16 protein-coding genes are annotated in these 20,302 nt (G+C 38.0%); 8 read left to right on the top strand and 8 right to left on the bottom strand.

Features of this window, described 5'->3' with window-relative positions; translation table 11 throughout:
• Positions 1-440 precede the first annotated feature (440 nt).
• Together RGQ13_RS12780 and RGQ13_RS12775 are read left to right on the top strand one after the other, a co-directional pair.
• Positions 441-2,759, top strand: a complete 2,319-nt coding sequence (locus RGQ13_RS12780; protein ID WP_348390133.1) for an immune inhibitor A domain-containing protein — start codon at positions 441-443, stop codon at positions 2,757-2,759.
• Between the two features lie 185 nt (positions 2,760-2,944).
• Positions 2,945-4,582, top strand: a complete 1,638-nt coding sequence (locus RGQ13_RS12775) for an AMP-binding protein (protein ID WP_348390132.1) — start codon at positions 2,945-2,947, stop codon at positions 4,580-4,582.
• A 79-nt stretch (positions 4,583-4,661) separates the two neighbouring features.
• Here the strand turns inward: RGQ13_RS12775 and ychF are convergent, their stop codons facing one another.
• From ychF to lolB, 6 genes are all read right to left on the bottom strand, one after another.
• A complete protein-coding gene (gene ychF, locus RGQ13_RS12770; protein ID WP_348390131.1) occupies positions 4,662-5,753 on the bottom strand; it encodes a redox-regulated ATPase YchF in 1,092 nt (363 codons plus the stop codon).
• A 17-nt stretch (positions 5,754-5,770) separates the two neighbouring features.
• The gene (gene pth / locus RGQ13_RS12765; protein ID WP_348390130.1) at positions 5,771-6,361 is read right to left on the bottom strand and encodes an aminoacyl-tRNA hydrolase; all 591 of its coding nucleotides are present in this window, start codon (positions 6,359-6,361) and stop codon (positions 5,771-5,773) included.
• A 16-nt stretch (positions 6,362-6,377) separates the two neighbouring features.
• Positions 6,378-7,013, bottom strand: a complete 636-nt coding sequence (locus RGQ13_RS12760) for a 50S ribosomal protein L25/general stress protein Ctc (protein WP_348390129.1) — start codon at positions 7,011-7,013, stop codon at positions 6,378-6,380.
• A gap of 240 nt (positions 7,014-7,253) precedes the next feature.
• A complete protein-coding gene (locus tag RGQ13_RS12755; protein WP_348393408.1) occupies positions 7,254-8,201 on the bottom strand; it encodes a ribose-phosphate pyrophosphokinase in 948 nt (315 codons plus the stop codon).
• Between the two features lie 171 nt (positions 8,202-8,372).
• On the bottom strand, positions 8,373-9,218 hold the full coding sequence (gene ispE, locus RGQ13_RS12750) for a 4-(cytidine 5'-diphospho)-2-C-methyl-D-erythritol kinase (protein WP_348390128.1): 846 nt from the start codon (positions 9,216-9,218) through the stop codon (positions 8,373-8,375).
• Positions 9,218-9,850, bottom strand: a complete 633-nt coding sequence (gene lolB / locus RGQ13_RS12745; RefSeq protein WP_348390127.1) for a lipoprotein insertase outer membrane protein LolB — start codon at positions 9,848-9,850, stop codon at positions 9,218-9,220. Before lolB ends, ispE begins: the two co-directional genes overlap by 1 nt.
• A gap of 215 nt (positions 9,851-10,065) precedes the next feature.
• Here lolB and hemA point away from each other — a divergent pair, with 215 nt between their 5' ends.
• From hemA to prmC, 3 genes are all read left to right on the top strand, one after another.
• On the top strand, positions 10,066-11,337 hold the full coding sequence (hemA, locus tag RGQ13_RS12740; RefSeq protein ID WP_348390126.1) for a glutamyl-tRNA reductase: 1,272 nt from the start codon (positions 10,066-10,068) through the stop codon (positions 11,335-11,337).
• Positions 11,338-11,398: 61 nt separating this feature from the next.
• Entirely contained in the window at positions 11,399-12,487 is a 1,089-nt protein-coding gene (gene prfA / locus RGQ13_RS12735) for a peptide chain release factor 1 (RefSeq protein ID WP_348390125.1), read from the top strand.
• Positions 12,488-12,495: 8 nt separating this feature from the next.
• Positions 12,496-13,377 (top strand): peptide chain release factor N(5)-glutamine methyltransferase, encoded by an 882-nt coding sequence (prmC, locus tag RGQ13_RS12730; protein WP_348390124.1) that lies wholly within the window; start codon positions 12,496-12,498, stop codon positions 13,375-13,377.
• Positions 13,378-13,445: 68 nt separating this feature from the next.
• Here the strand turns inward: prmC and RGQ13_RS12725 are convergent, their stop codons facing one another.
• Entirely contained in the window at positions 13,446-14,183 is a 738-nt protein-coding gene (locus RGQ13_RS12725; protein ID WP_348390123.1) for a YciK family oxidoreductase, read from the bottom strand.
• Positions 14,184-14,442: 259 nt separating this feature from the next.
• On the opposite strand from RGQ13_RS12725, the gene RGQ13_RS12720 reads away from it, so the two are divergent.
• The 3 genes from RGQ13_RS12720 (at position 14,443) to RGQ13_RS12710 (ending at position 18,773) form a co-directional block, all read left to right on the top strand.
• A complete protein-coding gene (locus RGQ13_RS12720) occupies positions 14,443-16,908 on the top strand; it encodes a VolA/Pla-1 family phospholipase (RefSeq protein WP_348390122.1) in 2,466 nt (821 codons plus the stop codon).
• Positions 16,909-17,034: 126 nt separating this feature from the next.
• Entirely contained in the window at positions 17,035-18,066 is a 1,032-nt protein-coding gene (gene sohB, locus RGQ13_RS12715) for a protease SohB (RefSeq protein ID WP_348390121.1), read from the top strand.
• Positions 18,067-18,125: 59 nt separating this feature from the next.
• Positions 18,126-18,773, top strand: a complete 648-nt coding sequence (locus RGQ13_RS12710) for a thiopurine S-methyltransferase (RefSeq protein ID WP_348390120.1) — start codon at positions 18,126-18,128, stop codon at positions 18,771-18,773.
• Positions 18,774-18,880: 107 nt separating this feature from the next.
• On the opposite strand, the gene RGQ13_RS12705 is transcribed toward RGQ13_RS12710, so the two are convergent.
• Positions 18,881-20,227, bottom strand: a complete 1,347-nt coding sequence (locus RGQ13_RS12705) for a dicarboxylate/amino acid:cation symporter (protein WP_348390119.1) — start codon at positions 20,225-20,227, stop codon at positions 18,881-18,883.
• Between the last annotated feature and the right edge of the window lie 75 nt (positions 20,228-20,302).

The raw sequence follows: 20,302 nt of genomic DNA, 5'->3' as shown, positions 1-20,302 counted from the left end.
AGTTTAACAAATATAGTTGGACATTTATTCCAACTAACTGCAGTTATTTAAAATACTTAGAAATAATGCTTATAAGCAATAAAGTGGGTAATTACCCATTTAAACTAAATAATGACGTACTCCATATTGTTTGTTTTTGAATTGCCACTACCTTAATCAAGCTTTCCTGAACACCTTTTATTGTCTTTTTGTGCTATCTGAATAAGGTTTCATCCCTTTATTGCTAGGGCCTGTGGGTGAGATGTTCGTTATACCTTTTTGTTCTAGATAAAATTTTATTATTTCATACACTCAGATGCTAACAATTAATTTGTTAACAAATTTTTAACGTTTGGCTGGTTAACTATTTCAAGTAGTTAATTTTAATTTACTAAAAACAATTTAGTAAATTGCAGCACGTTAAAACAAAAATAAAACTAAAAATATGTTTGGGAGTTTGGATGTTTAATTCAAAAAAAGTATCTCTAGCTTTAGTGCTAGCGGGGTTATCTTGTGTAACTAATGCAGCGCCACATGCAGAGAACCATAGTACAGGATCGTTTGATTTAGCTGTTGCTAATGAGCATAAGTTAATTGAAATGCTAAGGAAATCAGGAAAAATATCAAAGGATGCCAATTTAAATGATGCCGAAGCAGCATTAAATGGCTACTTAAAAACACGCCAAGAGCATGAACGGGCTAAAGCTGGAGCACAAGATTTCGACATTGCAAAAATGTTCAAGTCTAGTGGCGGTAATAAGTTAACTCACTCATTAACAAATGGGCAAGGTAACAAATTAGGCCAAACAAAGAAAAATGCACCAGCACCTGTAATGCTAGAAAATTATGAAGATGGTGTTCGAACCGCTAAAGTTTTAGCCTTACTAATTGAGTTCCCAGATTTTCCACATAATTCCATAATTCCTGAAAGTACTGGTATGTACTATGAAGATTACACACCAGGTCATTATGCCGATATATTATTTGGAGCTAATGGTTGGTTTGCTCCAAATGGGCACAAAGCAAATTCAATGAAAATGTACTATGAAGCGCAATCTGGTGGCAGTTACTCTGTTGAAGGTTCAGTTGCTGGTTGGTATATGGCAGAAAAGAATGCTGCATTTTATGGTAATAATGAAGATGGCGATGCGCGTTCGTTAGTGAGAGAAGCTTTAATGCATGCAGCAGCTGATCCTGATGTAAATTTAGCAGATTATGACATTGAAGATCGCTACGATTTAGATGGTGATGGTAATGTATGGGAGCCTGATGGTTTAGTGGATCACGTAATGATCTTTCATTCAAGCGTAGGTGAAGAAGCTGGTGGTGGACAATTGGCTGAAGATGCCATTTGGGCTCATCGCTGGAATTTGGGTGGCGTATTTGGAATAGATGGAACAAATGCATCTGTTCCATACTGGGGCGGTGTAATGGCTGCCTATGATTATACCATCCAACCAGCAGATAGTGCTGTAGGTGTGGTAAGTCATGAATATGGACATGATTTAGGTTTACCCGATGAATATGACACAAATTATACCGGTAGAGGTGAACCTGTTTCTTCATGGTCAATAATGTCTAGTGGTAGTTGGGCTGGCCGTATTGGCGGTACAGAACCAACTGGCTTTAGTGCTTGGGCCAAAGAGTCTTTACAGCATTCTATGGGTGGAAACTGGTTGCATGGTGCAACTGTAGAATTTGATCAAATTGATGGCGAAGGTCTTACCGGCTTGCTTGATGAAGCTGTGAGTAAAGGCGTAAATAATGATGCGATAAGAATTAACTTACCGCAAAAAGAAACATTTATTACTCAACCAACCAGTGGCGACTATGCATACTTTAGTGGATCTGGAAATAGCTTATTTAACGAAATGATGTTTGCAGCTGATTTAAGCTCGGCATCCTCGGCTAAGTTAACATTTAAAACTTGGTATGATATTGAAGCTGATTGGGATTATGCCTATGTGTATGTAGTAAGCTCTACTGGTGTGACTTTCGTTAAGGGAAATATAACCACTGACGAAAATCCAAATGACCAAAATAGAGGTAATGCAATAACAGGAAACTCTAATGGTTGGGTTGATGCAGAATTTGATTTATCCGCTTTTGCTGGTGAAACCATTGATGTACACGTGGCGTATGAAACAGACGGTTACGTATCTAACCCTGGTATTTTTGTTGATGATCTTAATTTAATCGTTGATGATAGCAGTACATTTACGGCGAATGCTGACGATATGGATGCTGAGAAAATGAATCTACTTGGTTTTACTACTGACAAAGGATCTAAATTTTCAGAACACTATTACTTAGCAGAGTGGAGAACTCATAATGGTATTGATGCTGGCTTAGCTCACGTAAATGTTGCTGGGCAGTTATTGCCATTCGAACCAGGATTATTGATATGGTATGTAGATAATGCCTTTGATAACAACTGGGTAGGTGAACATCCTGGAGACGGTTTCTTAGGTGTAGTTGATGCCGATAGACATAGCAATAAATGGAATGATCAAGAAATTGCATCTACTCGCTATCAAATACACGACGCAACTTTCTCTTTAACCAAAGACTCAAATGTTACATTGGACTTGAAAGATAGTTATGGAATTTCTTTAACAGATAACTTTACCAAACGTAACCCAGAGTTTGATGATAGTACATCGTTTATTTCTGCTGATATCCCTGATGCAGGCAGAAACGTTCCTAATTATGGATTGAAAATTAGAGTTACTTCGCAAAGTAAAGATGGCTCAGTTGGTAAAATCTTAATTTACCGTTAATTATTATTCACTCTATCTATAAAGCGCACTAAGTTAGTGCGCTTTTTTTTTGCGCATAGATATGTAAACACAAGCATGACATATCCTTGGTTTACAATGTCGAATGCTAGTATTCAATATCGACCCCTTTGTAACCTGATCATAAATTACCTATACTATTTTTATAACAAAAATAGGATATGGACATGACCTACCAAACGGCTCTACATAACTTTTTAGATAATAGTAAGAAATATCAAGACGAAGCCTTTTTGCACCAACCAATTGAAGGTGTTTGGCATACCTTTTCTTTTAATGATGTTGAACAGCAAGCAAGAACTATTGCGGCGGGGTTACAAAGCCAAGGTTTTGAACAGGGTGATCGCATCGGCATATTTTCAAAAAATTGCGCCGAGTGGTTTATTGTTGATTTAGCCATAATGATGGCGGGCATGATTAGTGTGCCAATTTACTCAACAGCGGGTAGTAAAACTATTCGTTATGTTATTGAACATAGTGCTATGAAAGCGATGTTTATTGGCAAACTTGACTCTTATGATGCAATTGAAGAAAGCTTGAGCGATAAATTTCTTACCATATCTTTTCCTTACCCGACGACTTCTTGCAAAGGTAGTTGGCAAAACTGGTTAACAACGTATAAACCGTTGGATGAAATACATTCACCTTCGCCTGATGATTGTATGTCAATAGTATATACCTCTGGCACAACAGGTAATCCTAAAGGTGTCGTTATCAGTTACTTAAACATTTCGTCAGCGGCTAATAGTACCTGTAAACTTGTTAATGCCTCTCGTCAAGATAGATTCATGTCTTATTTACCGCTTGCCCATATTACTGAGCGCAGTATTGTTGAATGCGCAGCTTATGAATCTGCCATTCAAGTATATTTTGTTGAGTCTTTAGACTCTTTTATTGATGATTTACAACATGCTTCACCAACATTTTTCTTATCAGTGCCTAGGCTGTGGGCAAAATTTCAAGCGCAAATTTTTATTAAAATGCCGGCCAAGAAACTCAAATTACTACTTAGTTTACCTATTATTGGTAAGCTTGTTGCGAAAAAAATTCGATTGAAATTGGGCCTGTCAGCTACTCGTGTGTTTGCCAGCGGCTCCGCACCTATTGCCAAGTCATTATTGGTTTGGTATCAAAAAATAGGGGTTAATATCAGCGAAGGTTGGGGGATGACCGAAACTTCTGGTTTATCATGTGGTAATTTTCCATTTACTTCCAGCCGACTTGGCACAATAGGTGTCCCTGTTGATTGCGTAAAAATGAAATTGTCAGAGCAACAAGAGATTTTGATCAGCGGGGATGCGGTATTTAAACAATATTATCTAAACCCTGAAGCGACTGAAAAAGAATTTACTGATAATTGGTTTCACACGGGGGATAAAGGTGAAATCACTAATGATGGTGCTTATAAAATAGTTGGTCGTATTAAAGAGCAGTTTAAAACGTCAAAAGGCAAATATGTCGTACCGGTACCAATAGAAGGGATGTTGTGTCGTAATAGCGTTATTGAGCAAGTGTGCGTTATGGGACTTGGGCTTAAACAACCTATTGCGCTAGTGGTACTTGGCGAAGGAATAGATAGGCATGACAGTAATATACAACAAGAGTTATTAATAACCTTAAATGAAGTAAATAGTGAGTTAGAAAGCCATCAACGATTAGACTTTATCTATGTTTGTAGTGATGCCTGGGATATAGAAAATGAACTATTAACACCAACATTGAAATTAAAACGCGACAGTATTGAGCAGTTTTACTCGGATAAACTACCGAAAGTAATTAAAAATAAGATTGTTGTAGAGCCTTAAATGCAAATAACCCCTGCTAGTTGGTCTAACTAGCAGGGGTTATCTCTATGTTCAGCTTTTTAGATACGCTTTAAGCGTTCTATACGTTAAATCTGAAGTGAACAACGTCACCATCTTTAACTCTGTACTCTTTACCTTCTAAACGCCATTTACCAGCTTCTTTAGCGCCAGACTCACCGTTATTGGTAACGAAGTCGTCATAAGCAATTACTTCAGCGCGGATAAATCCTTTTTCGAAATCGGTATGAATCACACCAGCGGCCTGTGGTGCGGTGGCATTTACTTTAACCGTCCAAGCGCGAACTTCTTTTACACCTGCAGTAAAGTAAGTTTGTAGATGCAATAAGCTGTATCCAGAATAAATTACGCGGTTTAGCCCAGGTTCAGTTATGCCTAAATCTTCCATAAACTCAACACGGTCGTCTTCATCCATTTCTGATAATTCACTTTCAATTTCAGCACAAACTGCAACAACAACTGCACCTTCTTTTTCGGCAATGGCGCGCACTTGGTCTAAGTATGGATTATCTTCAAAACCATCATCATTCACGTTAGCAATATACATGGTTGGTTTTAACGTTAAGAAGTTAAAATAAGCAACCGCGGCTGTTTCTTCTTTAGTTAAGTCTAAAGAGCGGATCATTTCACCGTCTTCAACGTGTTTAAGTATTTTTTCTAATACCGATACTTCAAACTTAGCGTCTTTGTCACCGCCTTTAGCGCGTTTTGCTTGACGGAAAATAGCGCGTTCAGCGGTATCCATGTCAGCAAGGGCTAATTCAGTGTTAATAACATCAATATCGTCTTGTGGGTTTACATCACCAGCAACATGAACAATGTTCTCATTGTCAAAACAACGAACAACATGCCCAATAGCGTCAGTTTCGCGGATGTTTGCTAAGAATTTGTTTCCTAAGCCTTCACCTTTAGATGCACCAGCAACAAGACCTGCTATATCAACAAACTCCATAGTTGTTGGTAATACACGCTCAGGTTTAACTATGTCAGCTAATTTGTCTAAACGAGGATCTGGCACTGGTACTACACCGGTGTTTGGCTCAATTGTACAAAACGGAAAGTTAGCGGCTTCGATACCGGCTTTCGTTAATGCGTTAAATAGTGTTGATTTACCAACGTTTGGTAAACCGACAATGCCACATTTAAATCCCATGATAAGTTCCTGTGCGTTTAGCTTGCTTTAAAAGTATGAAGTCTATTTTGAGCTTTTTTGAGACCATCTTTTTCCCAGATCTCAAAACAACGAGCACCTTCATCGATGCTTTGCTCTAATAATGTTTGTTCATTTGCTGGGGCTTTGCCCAACACATAGCCGGTTACCCGGTCTCTATGCCCAGGATGGCCAATGCCGATCCTAAGCCTATAAAAATCTTTGTTGTTGGCCATGCAAGAGATGATATCTCTTAAGCCATTATGACCGCCGTGGCCACCGCCTTTCTTTATTTTACAAACGCCTGGATCTAGGTCTAGCTCGTCGTGAGCAACTAAGATGTTTTCTACCGGGATACGGAAAAAGTTCGCTAAAGGAGCAACTGCTTTGCCACTGCGATTCATAAAGGTAGTAGGGATAAGTAAGTGGACAATTTCAGAGCCAATAAGGCCTTTGCCATATAAGCCGCTGTATTTTTTATCGGGCGATAGGGAAATATTGTACTGTCTTGCCAGTTCTTCTACGAACCAGACACCTGCATTATGGCGGGTTTTGGTATATTCGGGGCCTGGATTACCCAGGCCCACAACCAACTGAATATTAGTCGTCAAGGAGAGTCCTCAGCGATTATTCTTCAGTTGCTACTTCTGCATCACCTTCAGCAGCTTCTTCTTCATCATCTGAAGATTTAGCAGCTTTAGGAACGCTAGCTGAAACAACAGCTGAATCGTGGTCTTCACCTTTAGATAACTCAACTGATGTTACGCCTTTTGGAAGAGCGATATCAGATAAGTGTAATGGGTGACCAACTTCTAAGTTTGCAACATCTACTTCGATGAACTCAGGTAAGTTCTTCGGTAAACATGCAACTTCGATTTCATTCAAGTTGTGAACAACAATGTTACCAGCTTTAGTTACTTCTTCTTCATTAATGAAGTGAATTGGAACTGAAGTGTGTAACTCAGTTTTAGCATCAACACGTAAAAAGTCTAAGTGCATTACTTGTTCTTTGTACGGGTGACGTTGCATATCTTTGATTACAACTTTAACTTTCTTTTTGCCGATGTTTAACGTAAGAATGTGAGAGTAAAACCCTTCTTCTTGTTGTGCACGCCAAAGTTTATTGTGAGCTAAAGTAATAGATACTGGTTCTTGACCTGTACCATAAACGATTGCTGGAACTAGGTTCGCGTGACGTAGGCGGCGGCTCGCACCTTTCCCCAAATCTGTGCGAACTTCAGCATCTAATGTATATAAATCCATAATGATTTCTCTATATTAATAGTAAAATTTGTAATTATTCTTTGCGACCAAGAATAATTGTTAATGCCCTAATTGGGCTTCCTTTGTATTAGCGTTACACAAGAATTAACCTGCACTGAGCTAAAAAAGGCGGCGAATGATAACATTTTTAAAGCTGTTAACAAACAAAAAGTGCGCTAAAAAGCGCACTTTATTGAAATTATTTGTAAAGCCAGCGTTATATTTACGCTTACTTAGCAATTATGCTTCAAACATTGCCGAAATAGACTCTTCGTTGCTTACGCGACGAATGGCTTCAGATAGCATACCTGATAAGCTTAATTGACGAACATTTGGTAATGCTTTCATCTCTGGAGTTAATGGAATTGAATCGGTAACGATCATTTCATCAATCATAGAGTTTTTAATGTTTTCAACTGCGCCGCCAGATAGTACCGGGTGAGTTGCGTAAGCAAATACACGACGTGCACCATGGTCTTTAAGAGCTGCTGCTGCTTTACATAACGTGCCACCAGTATCAATCATGTCGTCAACAATAATACAGTCACGGCCATCAACATCGCCAATAATATGCATTACTTGTGAAACGTTAGCTTTAGGACGACGTTTATCAATGATAGCTAAGTCAGTATCGTCTAATAGTTTAGCTACTGCGCGAGCACGTACAACACCACCAATATCAGGAGATACTACAACCGGGTTTTCCAGTTTTTTCTCTAGCATATCTTCAAGTAGGATTGGCGTACCAAATACGTTGTCTACTGGTACGTCGAAGAAACCTTGAATTTGCTCGGCGTGTAAATCAACAGTAAGGACACGGTCTACACCAACACTTGATAAGAAATCAGCAACAACTTTAGCTGTAATTGGCACACGCGCACTTCGTACACGACGGTCTTGGCGAGCATAACCAAAGTATGGAATAACAGCAGTAATACGACCGGCCGAAGCACGACGTAAAGCGTCAACCATTACAATAAGTTCCATAAGGTTATTATTAGTTGGGGCACAAGTAGATTGGATAATAAAAACATCCGCACCACGAACGTTTTCAGTAATTTCAACGCTGATTTCACCATCACTAAAACTGCCTACTTTTGCATCACCTAAAGTAATATAAAGACGGTCTGCAATTTTCTTAGCCAGTTCAGGGGTGGCGTTACCCGCAAAAATTTTCATGTCAGGCACTGTCAGTTCCTCAGAAACATCGACATCATTAAACATAATACACTAAACCTTAATAACAACAGTTATTACAATAAATCCAATGCGATTGGGCTAACTTAATGTTAGCAGAAGCTAAATCATAACAAGTATTTTTTAGCAGGAGTTAATAACGTTTAACTCCAAACCATCAGCTTATAATTTTAGCTCAGCTAAAATAGGCGAATGGTTTAAACCTTTTGCTACAAATGATCTTACACCATTTGGCAGCTTAGACTGAACTAGGACGGCTGATTTTTTATCAATAAACGATGAAAAAATACAGGCACCGGTGCCAGTTAATCTTGATGGCGCGTATTCTAACAACCAAGACATCAATTTGGCAACCTCCGGGAAGCGTTTTATAACTAACTTTTCACAATCATTATGGCATCTATCAATATCAACATTATTAATGTCTATTTTTGCAGTATTTCTGGGTAAATCTTTTGCGCCAAATATATCAGCTGTCGATATTGAACAATTAGGGATTGTTACTAAAAACCAAGGTGTATCAACGTCTATAGGAGTAAGGTGTTCACCTATACCTTCGGCAAAAGCGGTGTAGCCTCGAACAAATACTGGTACATCGGCACCTAAGCTTATTCCCAGCTCAGCAAGTTGATCTGTTGTAAAATTAAGTTGCCAAATTTTATTCAAAGCAAGCAAAGTAGTTGCTGCGTTTGACGAGCCACCACCTAAGCCACCGCCCATAGGTAATTGTTTTTCAAGTTTAATTTCAACGCCTAATGAACAGTTTGCTTTTATTTGTAAAAGTTTAGCCGCTTTAACAATCAAATTACTGTTGTTACTTACTCCCTCAATAGGAGTTAATAAATTTATTTCGCCACTGCTGTTAACTTTAAATTCAAGGGCGTCACCAAAATCAAGAAATTGAAAAATGGTTTGCAGTTCGTGATAGCCATTACTGCGTTGCCCGGTGATATGTAAAAATCGATTGATTTTAGCAACTGAAGAAAAACGTTGAAAAGAATTGTTCACTAATTAAGTTCCCAAGTATGGATGGCCATTTTTATGGTTAAGTGCTGATGCTTAATCGTTAATTGATTTGCCAAACGTAAGTTATTAACTAAATTGTATTTTTTATAGTGTAACTGCCAATAAGTATTATTTACCCAAGCATTTAAGGTTTCCGGTAAATTTGTTGTTTCGGAGTAAGTTATTTGATCTTCGTTTTGTGCTTTTAAACCTTTTATCCAATAAACCAATGCATTAACAGGTAAGCGAATACCTGAAACCTGGTTCAATAAATCTTCCAAATTATCATCTTGGTAGGTTTTTCCATTGGCTTTTAAAGTATGAACATCGCCAGTTGAATTGAGTGATAAAACATTTACCCCTAAAAAAGTGGTGAGTTTTAAATTAGTAGAATTTTTAGTTTGATGCCAATACAAATTTGCACTTTGCTTACTATCACCTTCAATAAAAGCTATTTTCCCTTTTATTGTCCAATCAGTAAGTTCACTTAACTGATTGGCGCGTTGGTTTTTGTTTTGAAACAATTGTTGATCTGTTGCAACTTTTGTTGTGCTACAAGCTGTTAACGTAGTGACTAAGATAAAAATTAAAGCATTCATCAAAGCAATAGGGCTATTTTTGCTGTGTTTTAACATTTTTTTGATAAAAACCTTTGTTTTTTTGTTGTTATCTTGTGGTGCATCTTTCAATCAGCGCGGTAATTTCGTAAAATTAGCACCACTATGATAAAATTTTTTAGCTTAATTAGCTATTGTTAGTCAATTCTAACTTATTTCATCGGTTGAAGATCTGAGTTTAAAAATAAGCTTAAGATTGGTTTTTTATATTAACAGGTTATTTATATTTTAATATGTCCATTTTTGCTGTAGGAATTAATCACAAAACTGCGCCAGTATCTGTGCGTGAAAAAGTGGCATTCACTCCTGATAATCTGACTCATGCATTACAACAAATGATAGAAGAACTTTCTTGTAAAGAAGCCGCTATTCTATCTACGTGTAATCGTACCGAATTATACTTTGTTCAAGATAAGCCTATTGCAGAGGTTCAGCAGCGTATTACTGGTTGGTTAGAAAATTATCATAACGTACCCGCTAGTATGATTTCACCAACCTTGTATTGGCATCATGATCAGCAAGCAGTTAATCATATGATGCGTGTTGCTTGTGGTTTAGACTCACTAATATTGGGTGAGCCACAAGTACTTGGACAAATGAAGCAAGCCTATAGCCAAGCTAAGGCTGCAGGTTCTATGCAAATGATCATGGAACGATTGTTTCAACGAACCTTTGGTGTTGCTAAGCAAGTCCGTACAGATACTGAAATAGGCGCAAGTGCAGTTTCAGTTGCTTTTGCTGCAGTAAGTCTTGCAAAACATATCTTTGCTAAACTAGAAAAAAGTAAAGTGTTGCTTATTGGCGCTGGTGAAACTATCGAATTAGTTGCTAAGCATTTATACGATAATAAAGTGGGTAAAATAACGGTTGCCAATCGCACTGTCGCACGTGCTGCAAAAATGGCGACAGAAATTGGCGCCGAAGTAATAACCTTAGCGCAAATACCTGAACATATTTCAGATGCGGACATTGTCATAAGCTCAACCGGCTCTACATTACCTATTATTGGTAAAGGCATGGTAGAAACGGCATTACAAAAACGTCGCCATCGTCCAATATTTATGGTTGATATTGCCGTACCTCGAGACATTGAAGAACAAGTTGGCGAACTTCAAGATGTATTTTTGTATACGGTAGATGATTTACAGGGTATTGTTGCGCAAAATATGGAAAACCGCAGGAAAGCGGCAGACCAAGCTGAAAAAATCGTTGTTACTCAAACCGATGACTTTATGGCATGGCTTCGTGGATTAAATACTCAAGATGCGGTAATCGCCTATCGTAATCAATGTATGAGTAAACGTGATGAGTTATTATTAAAAGCCAAGCAACAACTTGAAAATAATAAAAACCCCGATGCTGTTATTGCTGAACTGGCAACAAAATTAACCAATAACTTAATGCACGCTCCAACTCGCGCATTACAGTCTGCTGCACAAGGCGGCGAACTAGATAAAATTATTTATCTTCACGATGTTTTTGATTTAGATAAGAAAGATAACTAAATTAAACAATAACTGTTTGAAGATAACCTTACAAAATAACCATTTTGGTGATAATAATTAAATGAATGAATCTGTATATCAAAAGCTTGAAATAATAGTAGAACGTTTTGAAGAAGTACAAGCACTACTGTCTGATCCTGAAGTAATTGGCAATCAAGACAAATTTAGAGCTTTATCTCAAGAATTTTCGCAGTTAGAAGACGTAACAAGAGTTTTTGGTGAGTATAAGCAAGCCGAAGATAACTTTGCCATGGCACAAGACATGATGAAGGATGAAGATCCTGATATGCGAGAAATGGCTCAAGAAGAATACAAAGATGCTAAAGCTGAAATTGAAAAATTAACCGGCGATTTGCAAATTCTATTGATCCCACGTGATCCTAATGATGACAATAACTGCTTTGTTGAAATCAGAGCTGGTGCTGGTGGCGATGAAGCGGCTATTTTTGCTGGTGATTTATACCGTATGTATACTCGTTATGCCGAGAAGAAAGGCTGGCGCACTGAAATTCTGAATATGAATGAAAGTGAGCAGGGCGGTTATAAAGAAATAATCGTTAAACTTGCTGGTGATAGTGTTTATGGCCAAATGAAGTTTGAAAGTGGCGGTCATCGTGTTCAGCGAGTACCTGAAACTGAATCGCAAGGTCGCGTTCATACTTCAGCATGTACTGTAGTGGTAATGCCGGAAATTCCTGAATCACAAGCGATTGAAATTAATAAAGCTGATTTAAAAGTTGATACGTTCCGTGCCTCAGGTGCTGGTGGTCAGCATGTTAACAAAACAGATTCGGCTATTCGTATCACCCATATCCCAACTGGCGTTGTTGTAGAGTGTCAGGATCAACGTTCACAGCATAAAAACCGCGCGCAAGCGATGTCGGTATTACAAGCTCGTCTACAATCAGCTGAAGATGAAAAGCGTCGAAGTGAAGAAGAGTCTTCTCGTCGCAACTTAGTTGCAAGTGGCGATCGCTCTGAGCGTATTCGTACTTATAACTACCCACAAGGCCGAATGACCGATCATCGCATTAACTTAACGCTGTATCGCTTGGGTGAAGTTATTGAAGGTAATTTACAACTTGTACTTGATCCAATTCTTCAAGAAAACCAAGCGGACCAACTTGCGGCTCTTGCCGAGCAAAATTAGAGACTATTTTGCCAACAACTAATATAGACTCGAGTATTACGGGTTTAACTACTATTAAGCAGCTTTTCGATTATTCGAAACGCTGCTTTTTAGTATTTGAAAATGACTATGATGCAAAAGTAGACAGTCAGAGTTTATTGGCTTCCGTGCTTGATAAACCAATAAGTTATTTAATTACTTGGCCAGAAAAACAGCTAACTGAAACACAAATATCTTTATTTGATAGTTTTGTGAAACGAAGAGTCGAAGGTGAGCCTGTTGCCTTTATTACAGGTAAACGCGAGTTTTGGTCATTAGATTTTTTAGTAGCTCCATGTACGTTAATACCAAGACCAGATACTGAAATTCTAGTAGAAGAGGTGTTAAATAATAACCCAACAGAGCAACTTGCCTTATTAGACCTAGGTACTGGCACGGGAGCAATCGCTTTAGCGTTAGCGAGCGAGCACAAACAGTGGCAAATTGAAGCGGTTGAATATAACCAAGATGCAGTACTACTTGCCCAAACCAATGCAAAGCAACTTAATTTGGCCCATGTTGAAATTTATCAAAGTGATTGGTTTAAAGCTATTGACACAAATAAACGTTTTAACGTGATAGTTTCAAACCCACCTTATATAGCTGAAGACGATAAGCACTTAGTTGAAGGCGATATACGCTATGAGCCAAAATCGGCATTGGTTGCCAAAGATGATGGCTATGCTGATATTAGACATATCATAAACGTAGGAAGAGATTTCCTATGTGAAAATGGCCAAATGTATTTAGAACATGGTTTTGAACAAGCTAACAAAGTACAAGAATTGTTTGCTGAATATGGCTATGAAGAAGTTGAAACCATTAACGACTTTGGTGGTAATCCTAGGATCACCAAAGCAATTAAAGCTTAAAGGAATTTAAAGGGGTCAGTACCCTTTAAATTTCAATAACAATTAAAGGGTACTGACCCCTTTAAAAGTTACTGAGCGTTAAGGCGTTGGCCATTTACCGCTTTGCTATCATCACTCATCAAGTATAAATAAAGCGGCATGATATCGTCAGCCTCGGCAATTAAACTTTTATCTTCAGCTGGAAAGGCGCTAGCACGCATACTTGTTTTAGTTGCCCCAGGGTTAATGGCATTTACTCGTAAGCTTGAACCTTCATACTCATCAGCGATAACTTGCATCATACCTTCGGTAGCAAATTTTGAAACGCTGTACGCCCCCCAAAATGCACGACCTTGATTACCTACACCTGATGTTGTAAAAATAAGTGAGGCTGAACTAGATTGAGTCATAGCCGGAATTAATGCTTGTGCCAACTGCATTTGCGCATTTAGGTTTACCTGCATCACATCATCCCAAATTTGTGCACTTATTTGAGTGAATGGTGTTAATTCGCCTAATATCGAAGCATTTAAAAGAGCGCCATCAATTTGCTTAAGTTGTCCAACTATCGTCGAAACCATGTCTTTGTAATGTTGAGCAGTTGCACCTTTCATATCAAGAGGAATAATTGCCGGTTCAGGATATCCCAAGTTTAATATTTCATCATAAACTTGCTCAAGTTTTTTAACAGTTTTACCGAGTAAAACCACGGTTGCACCAAATTTTGCGTAGTTAATGGCTGCGGCGCGACCAATGCCGGATCCGGCGCCAGTTACTAAAATAGTTTTATTTTGCAGGCAGTTAGGTTGAGCTTGATAATCGAACATAGTTAATCAGTCTAAAAATTTACATTGGCGCTATTCTACCTGTACTGAAAGCAGCTTTCGAGAATATTTTAAAAATTAATTTTTCCGTGATTTGTTTTTAATTTGTTGGAAGTTGTAAAAAAATGTAGCAAACTGATAAATGATACGGTAAGTTATATTTATAAAATGCAACTGGTCGTACTAGTTAACTATAAATTAACTATTCGCTAACAAAATAATAACAGCAAGCGATGATATAACATTCTTCTGGGGAGAAAAGATGAAAAAACTACTAATTGGCCTCGCAATAGCGAGTGCTCTTGGCTTATCTGGCTGTGACGATGAAACAATAGCTGACATAGAAAAAGAAAATAATGAAGTAAGTGCCACAGGCACAAGTTCTAGTTTTGGTAAAGCATCGAGAGTTCGTTTTGATCCAGCTGCTGGAGATGTTGCTCCACCAAATGATCTAATGTTTATTGATACCCAAGACGGTACATTAAATATTCCCCTTAATGGTGGTGATCCTACTGACTTTTCTAACCCATTCGTTGCGGCAAACGCACTTGACGGCTGGTCAACTAATCAACCATTCGTATTAAATTTTGAATTTGCTGATGGTGTATCATTAGATCCTGCATCATTATTTGATATTGGTGCCGTAGCTATTTATGAAGTTGTATTAGGCGCTAGTATTGATGACGCCGATTGTGCTGCAGTCGCGCCACTTGTTGGCTGTAAACCGGTTGAAGAATTGATATTAACTGAAGATTACTTCGTGCAAGCTATGGGCAGCAGCCTTGCAATTATTCCGCTTAAACCTTTAAAGCCAAGAACAAGTTATATAGTTGCATTAACAAATAAATTAAAAGATACCAATGGTGAATCAATAAATGGTTCGGTTACTTATAATATAATCAAACAAGATATTGAGACTGCGCCACTTTCCGATCCTCAACAAGCTGGGTTACAGCAACTAACTAACAGTTATGAAAATATAGCTGAAGGTTTTGGACTTAATAAAGAAGACATTATTTATACCATGACCATGACTACTCAGTCTGTAGGTGATGTTCTAAATGTGACTAAGCAATTATTAGCAGCTTCATTAACTGAAAATGCTCTGTTCGCGCCACCGTCAGTTATTGTTGAAGATACAACTTTAACTGCTGCGGATGCTTTAAATATGATGCTTACCGAATTAGGAGCTGCTCCTCTTAGTGAAGATCAGTTTGGTTTATATTCTACCGCTAAACTCTATTCCGGAAAAGTTAGTATTCCTAATTATTTCACTGAGCCTTCAATGGAAAATCCTATGGCACCAATTAATGTGCCATGGAAAGCATTATGTGATTCTGGTGTTACACTAGCCGGTCTTTCTGGTCAAATACCAGAAGCAATACCTGCAGAGCCACAAAGTAAAGATGACGGCGTATGTATGGCATTAAGTGGTGGTGCATTACGGGAAACTAGTAATTGGGATTTATCTGCGTATGGTATAGATACGCCCATTGATAAAGAACGAAATCTAACCAAATATAACTCAATACCTAAAGTGGCTGAAGAGCTGCAAACTGTCGATGTACAAATGACAGTGCCAGATATTGATATGGTAAACTATATCAGAGTGAATGTTTTGGGATTAGAAGAAATCTCAACTCCTGAGAATGGTTGGCCAGTGGCTATTTTAGCCCATGGTTTTACCCGTAATAAAGAGTTTATGTTACCGGTCACTGCGGCGTTATCATTAAACGGTATTGCCAGTGTGGCAATTGATCATCCATTGCATGGTAGCCGTGGCTATGATTTAGACATGGATGGCAATATGGACATAGAAGCTGGTGCAAATCCATTTGCTTACATGAATATTGGTGCATTATTACAAATGCGAGATAATGTTAAACAAAGTGTTACCGATACTTTAGCGTTACGTTTAGGCTTAAACTTTAGTAATGCTCCTATTGATGCAACTCAAGTTCATTATTTAGGTCACTCTCTTGGTGCAATGACTGGTGTTAACTTTTTAGCGCTTACCAATACTCCTCTTGATCCTATGGTTGACCCTCTATTTGCAATCCAAAATGCATCACTTGTTTCACCTACTGGTGGAGCTGCTAATGTTGTTATGGACTCTCCATCATTCGGACCTTTAGCGAAATTTAGTTTAGCCTATAGCCAGTCTGCTGATTTTAAAGCCGCAGTTGACGGTGTTTTCGGTGAAGCCGGACCTACACCTGATCAAATGGAAGCGTTTTGGAATGATTTCGTAGCATCTGAAAACCCTGCATTAGGTGAATTGAACGGTGCATTTGAACAATTTGTATTTGCGGCTCAAACAATCACTGATTCTGCTGATATGATGAACTATGCAAAAACATTAGTAGATACAGGTACTCCTTTACACACTATCGAAATTGTTGGTGATGATATGGATAACTTATCTGATCAAGGTGTTGTTACTAGTGTAGCAAGCGCTCCTTTAGCTGGTTCAACACCACTAATTGATCAATTATTAAAGTTATCTACAGTGTCAGAAACTACAATGGTAGAAGAAGGCACTATATCTGGTGCAGTTAAATTCCTGAATGGTCACCATAATTCGTTAGTTTGGCCTGGCACTAGACCTGAGTCTATGGATGCTGAGCTTAGTGCAAGAGCCACTCAAGAGATGCAAATGCAAATAGCAACTTACTTTGCCTCTGGAGCCAAAGCTATTGTGATCACTGATGAAGCTGTTGTTAAGTAATAATTAGACACAAAAAAACATGTTAAAAAAGGAGGCTTTCGCCTCCTTTTTTGTTTCTTAGAATAGCTAATCATGTAAAAATACATTTATATATATTTTAATCATTCAAGTATTAGGAGAACTTACTTGGAATTTCTTTATGAATATGGCTTATTTTTTGCCAAAGCAATCACCTTTGTTATCGCCGTTATTGCTATTATTGCCGCAATCGCAGGTGCCGCCCATAAACAAAAACACAAAAAGGGCGAATTAGACATTACTGATTTGTCTGAGCAGTTTGAAGATGTAGAACATCATATGACTGAACACTTGCTTAGCAAAGAAGAATTTAAGCAGCACGAAAAAGAATTAAAAAAACAGCAAAAGCTACAAGAAAAAGCTGATAAAAACAATGAGAGTGAAGCCAAGCATCGTTTATTCGTAGTTGACTTTAAAGGCAGTATTGACGCTCGTGAAGTAAATAGTCTTCGTGAAGAAATAAGCGCTATTTTAGCGGTAGCTACTAAAGACGATGAAGTGTTTGTTCGCTTAGAAAGTGGCGGCGGAATGGTACACGGTTACGGTCTTGCTTCTTCGCAACTTGACCGAGTTCGCCAACAAGGTATTCCATTAACAGCCTCTGTAGATAAAGTAGCTGCAAGTGGCGGTTATATGATGGCCTGTGTTGCCGATAAAATAATTTCTGCACCGTTTGCTATTCTTGGCTCTATTGGCGTAATTGCGCAAATACCTAATTTTAATAAATTATTGAAAAAGCATGATGTTGATTTTGAACAATTTACTGCCGGTGAATTTAAACGCACAGTAACCATGTTTGGTGAGAATACTGATAAAGGCCGTGAAAAGTTTGTCGAAGAACTTGAAGAAACACACGTGTTATTTAAAGAGTTTGTTAGTGAGCATCGTCCATCATTAGATGTTGCTAAAGTAGCTACTGGTGAGCATTGGTTTGGATTAAAGGCGAAAGAGCTTGGCTTAGTTGATGATATTCAAACTAGTGATGATTACTTATTGCAAGCTTCCAAAGAGCGTAAAGTAATAGCCATTAAATACGAAGTTAAAAAAGGCATTGCTGAAAAATTTGGTAAAGCTGCTTCTGTTTCGGTAGAAAGTGTGGTGAACAAACTTTGGCAAAACAATCGAATTTTTCCAAGCTAAAACACTTCTTTCCTGCATTGCAATAGTAATGCAGGATAACGATGTAATATAGGGTAATTATGAAACAACAATTTTGGCATGACTGTTGGGATAATACCCATATCGGTTTTCACCAAGATGAATTACAGCCGTTATTAGTTGAATACTTTCCAAGTTTCCTTGAGCCAAATGATAGTCGAGTATTTGTGCCGTTATGCGGTAAAACCTCAGACTTACTATTTTTTGCTGATCGCTTTAAAGTGATTGGCAATGAATTAAGTGCCGTTGCTTGTAGAGATTTTTTTCAAGAAAATCACCTTACCCCACAAGTACAAGAAACCATGTCGTTTAATATATACCAACAAGGCAATATTGAACTTTATCAGGGCGACTTTTTTGCTTTGAGTGCTGAACAATTTCAACCGTTTGACTGGATTTATGACCGCGCTGCTTTAATAGCATTTCCTGAAGTTATGCGGGTTGAGTATGTACAACATATTAAAACCTTTATCAAAGAAAATACTCGAGTGTTCTTATTAACCTTAGAATTTCCTAAAGATGAGATTAAAGGGCCGCCGTTTTCAATAAGTGAAGATGAAGTTATGCGTTTATTTGACGGTTATAAGATAACAAAGAAAGCAGAACGAGATTTAACCGGCCAAAAATTTGCACGAATAAAATTATCTGTAAGTAAGTTAGTTGAAAAGCTTTATATAATTTCAAACTAACTATTCTCACTTAGGACTTAGGACTTAGGACTTAGGACTTAGGACTTAGGATAAGATACAAAAAAGGCGCTAAATATAGCGCCTTTTTTATGTTTATAGAGTGAAAACTAATCGAGCTTTTGATCTTTCAAGTGATGGAAATCAATACGGTCGCGGCTAGTGTCATCAACCGAGTTAAATACTTCTTCATCAAATTGACCTTCAGATTTACCAACAATTACTGTAACCATAGAGTCACCTGTAATATTTACTGCGGTGCGCACCATGTCTAATAAACGGTCAACACCAATGATCAAACCAATTCCTTCTACAGGTAAGCCTACTTGGGCTAATACCATGGCAAGCATTATTAAACCAACACCAGGAACACCTGCTGTACCTACAGAGGCAAGAGTCGCGGTTACAATAACCATTAAGAAGTCACCAACGCTTAAATCTATGTTAAACACTTGTGCGATAAACACTGTGGCAACACCTTGCATAATTGCGGTGCCATCCATGTTAATAGTTGCGCCAAGAGGAACAGTAAATGAGGCAATCGAGTTATCGACACCTAATTTTTTAGTTGTTGTATTCATTGTTGAAGGAATAGTAGCGTTACTACTTGCCGTACTAAATGCGAATAGGGCAGTTGTACGCATTTTCTTCAAGAAAATAATTGGGTTTAAACCGGTTACTGCTTTTAAAATTACCGGGTAAGTTACTAATGCATGGATAATCAAAACACCCAATACTAATAAGAAGTAAGCCAGTAAATTTATAATTGTGCTCATTTCTATTTCAGCAAATAAAGTCGTCATTAAACAGAACACGCCGTAAGGGGCAAGGTTCATTAAAATAACAACTAAGCGCATGATCACTTCATTGAAGTCTTCAAAAAGTTTTGCAACACGTTCGCCAGCCGGGCCCGCTAATGCAACAGATAAACCAAACAGTAAAGCAAACACGATAATTTGCAACATATTACCTTGTACAAAGGCATCAAATGGGTTGCTTGGAAACATATCAATAATAACTTGTGCTAGTGATGGCGCTTCTTTTGCACCATAAGTAACATCAGCGGTCATATTTACACCTTCACCTGGCGCTACTAACAAGGCTGCTAATATAGCGATTGAAATCGCAATAGCTGTGGTCATTAAGTATAACCCTACAGCTCTACCACCAATGCGACCAAGTTTGGATGTGTCATTGAGTGAACATGTACCGCAAATAAGTGATACAAAAACCAGAGGGACCACTAACATTTGTAAACTTGATACAAATATTTTTCCGCCTATTTCGAATATACCATCGACGAAGAAGCCACGTACTGAAAAATCAAAAAGGTAGAGAGGGATCAGAAGGTCACCATCTTTAGGTAACATTGCTTGAAATATACCGCCTAGAATAATACCGGCTATCATGCCAATTACTATTCGGCGAGTTAAACTATTCGCACTTTCTTTATTCATATTGCCTACTTGTCTAGTTATGGTTGTTTTAATCTTATTAATTCTACTACCTTTTCACCAATAGTGTTAATGGTA

Origin of the sequence: Thalassotalea psychrophila, from assembly GCF_031583595.1 — a bacterium.
Lineage (GTDB): Bacteria > Pseudomonadota > Gammaproteobacteria > Enterobacterales > Alteromonadaceae > Thalassotalea_A > Thalassotalea_A psychrophila.
This window is presented reverse-complemented; position numbering and strand designations above follow the sequence as displayed.

Bases quoted from the DNA above. Each gene is read 5' to 3' on its own strand.
- RGQ13_RS12710 (WP_348390120.1), top strand. From the start codon at position 18,126: ATGAAACAACAATTTTGGCATGACTGTTGGGATAATACCCATATCGGT.
- RGQ13_RS12720 (WP_348390122.1), top strand. From the start codon at position 14,443: ATGAAAAAACTACTAATTGGCCTCGCAATAGCGAGTGCTCTTGGCTTA.
- RGQ13_RS12760 (WP_348390129.1), bottom strand. From the start codon at position 7,013: ATGGATTTATATACATTAGATGCTGAAGTTCGCACAGATTTGGGGAAA.
- ychF (WP_348390131.1), bottom strand. From the start codon at position 5,753: ATGGGATTTAAATGTGGCATTGTCGGTTTACCAAACGTTGGTAAATCA.
- RGQ13_RS12725 (WP_348390123.1), bottom strand. From the start codon at position 14,183: ATGTTCGATTATCAAGCTCAACCTAACTGCCTGCAAAATAAAACTATT.
- lolB (WP_348390127.1), bottom strand. From the start codon at position 9,850: ATGTTAAAACACAGCAAAAATAGCCCTATTGCTTTGATGAATGCTTTA.
- RGQ13_RS12775 (WP_348390132.1), top strand. From the start codon at position 2,945: ATGACCTACCAAACGGCTCTACATAACTTTTTAGATAATAGTAAGAAA.
- hemA (WP_348390126.1), top strand. From the start codon at position 10,066: ATGTCCATTTTTGCTGTAGGAATTAATCACAAAACTGCGCCAGTATCT.
- RGQ13_RS12780 (WP_348390133.1), top strand. From the start codon at position 441: ATGTTTAATTCAAAAAAAGTATCTCTAGCTTTAGTGCTAGCGGGGTTA.
- RGQ13_RS12705 (WP_348390119.1), bottom strand. From the start codon at position 20,227: ATGAATAAAGAAAGTGCGAATAGTTTAACTCGCCGAATAGTAATTGGC.
- prfA (WP_348390125.1), top strand. From the start codon at position 11,399: ATGAATGAATCTGTATATCAAAAGCTTGAAATAATAGTAGAACGTTTT.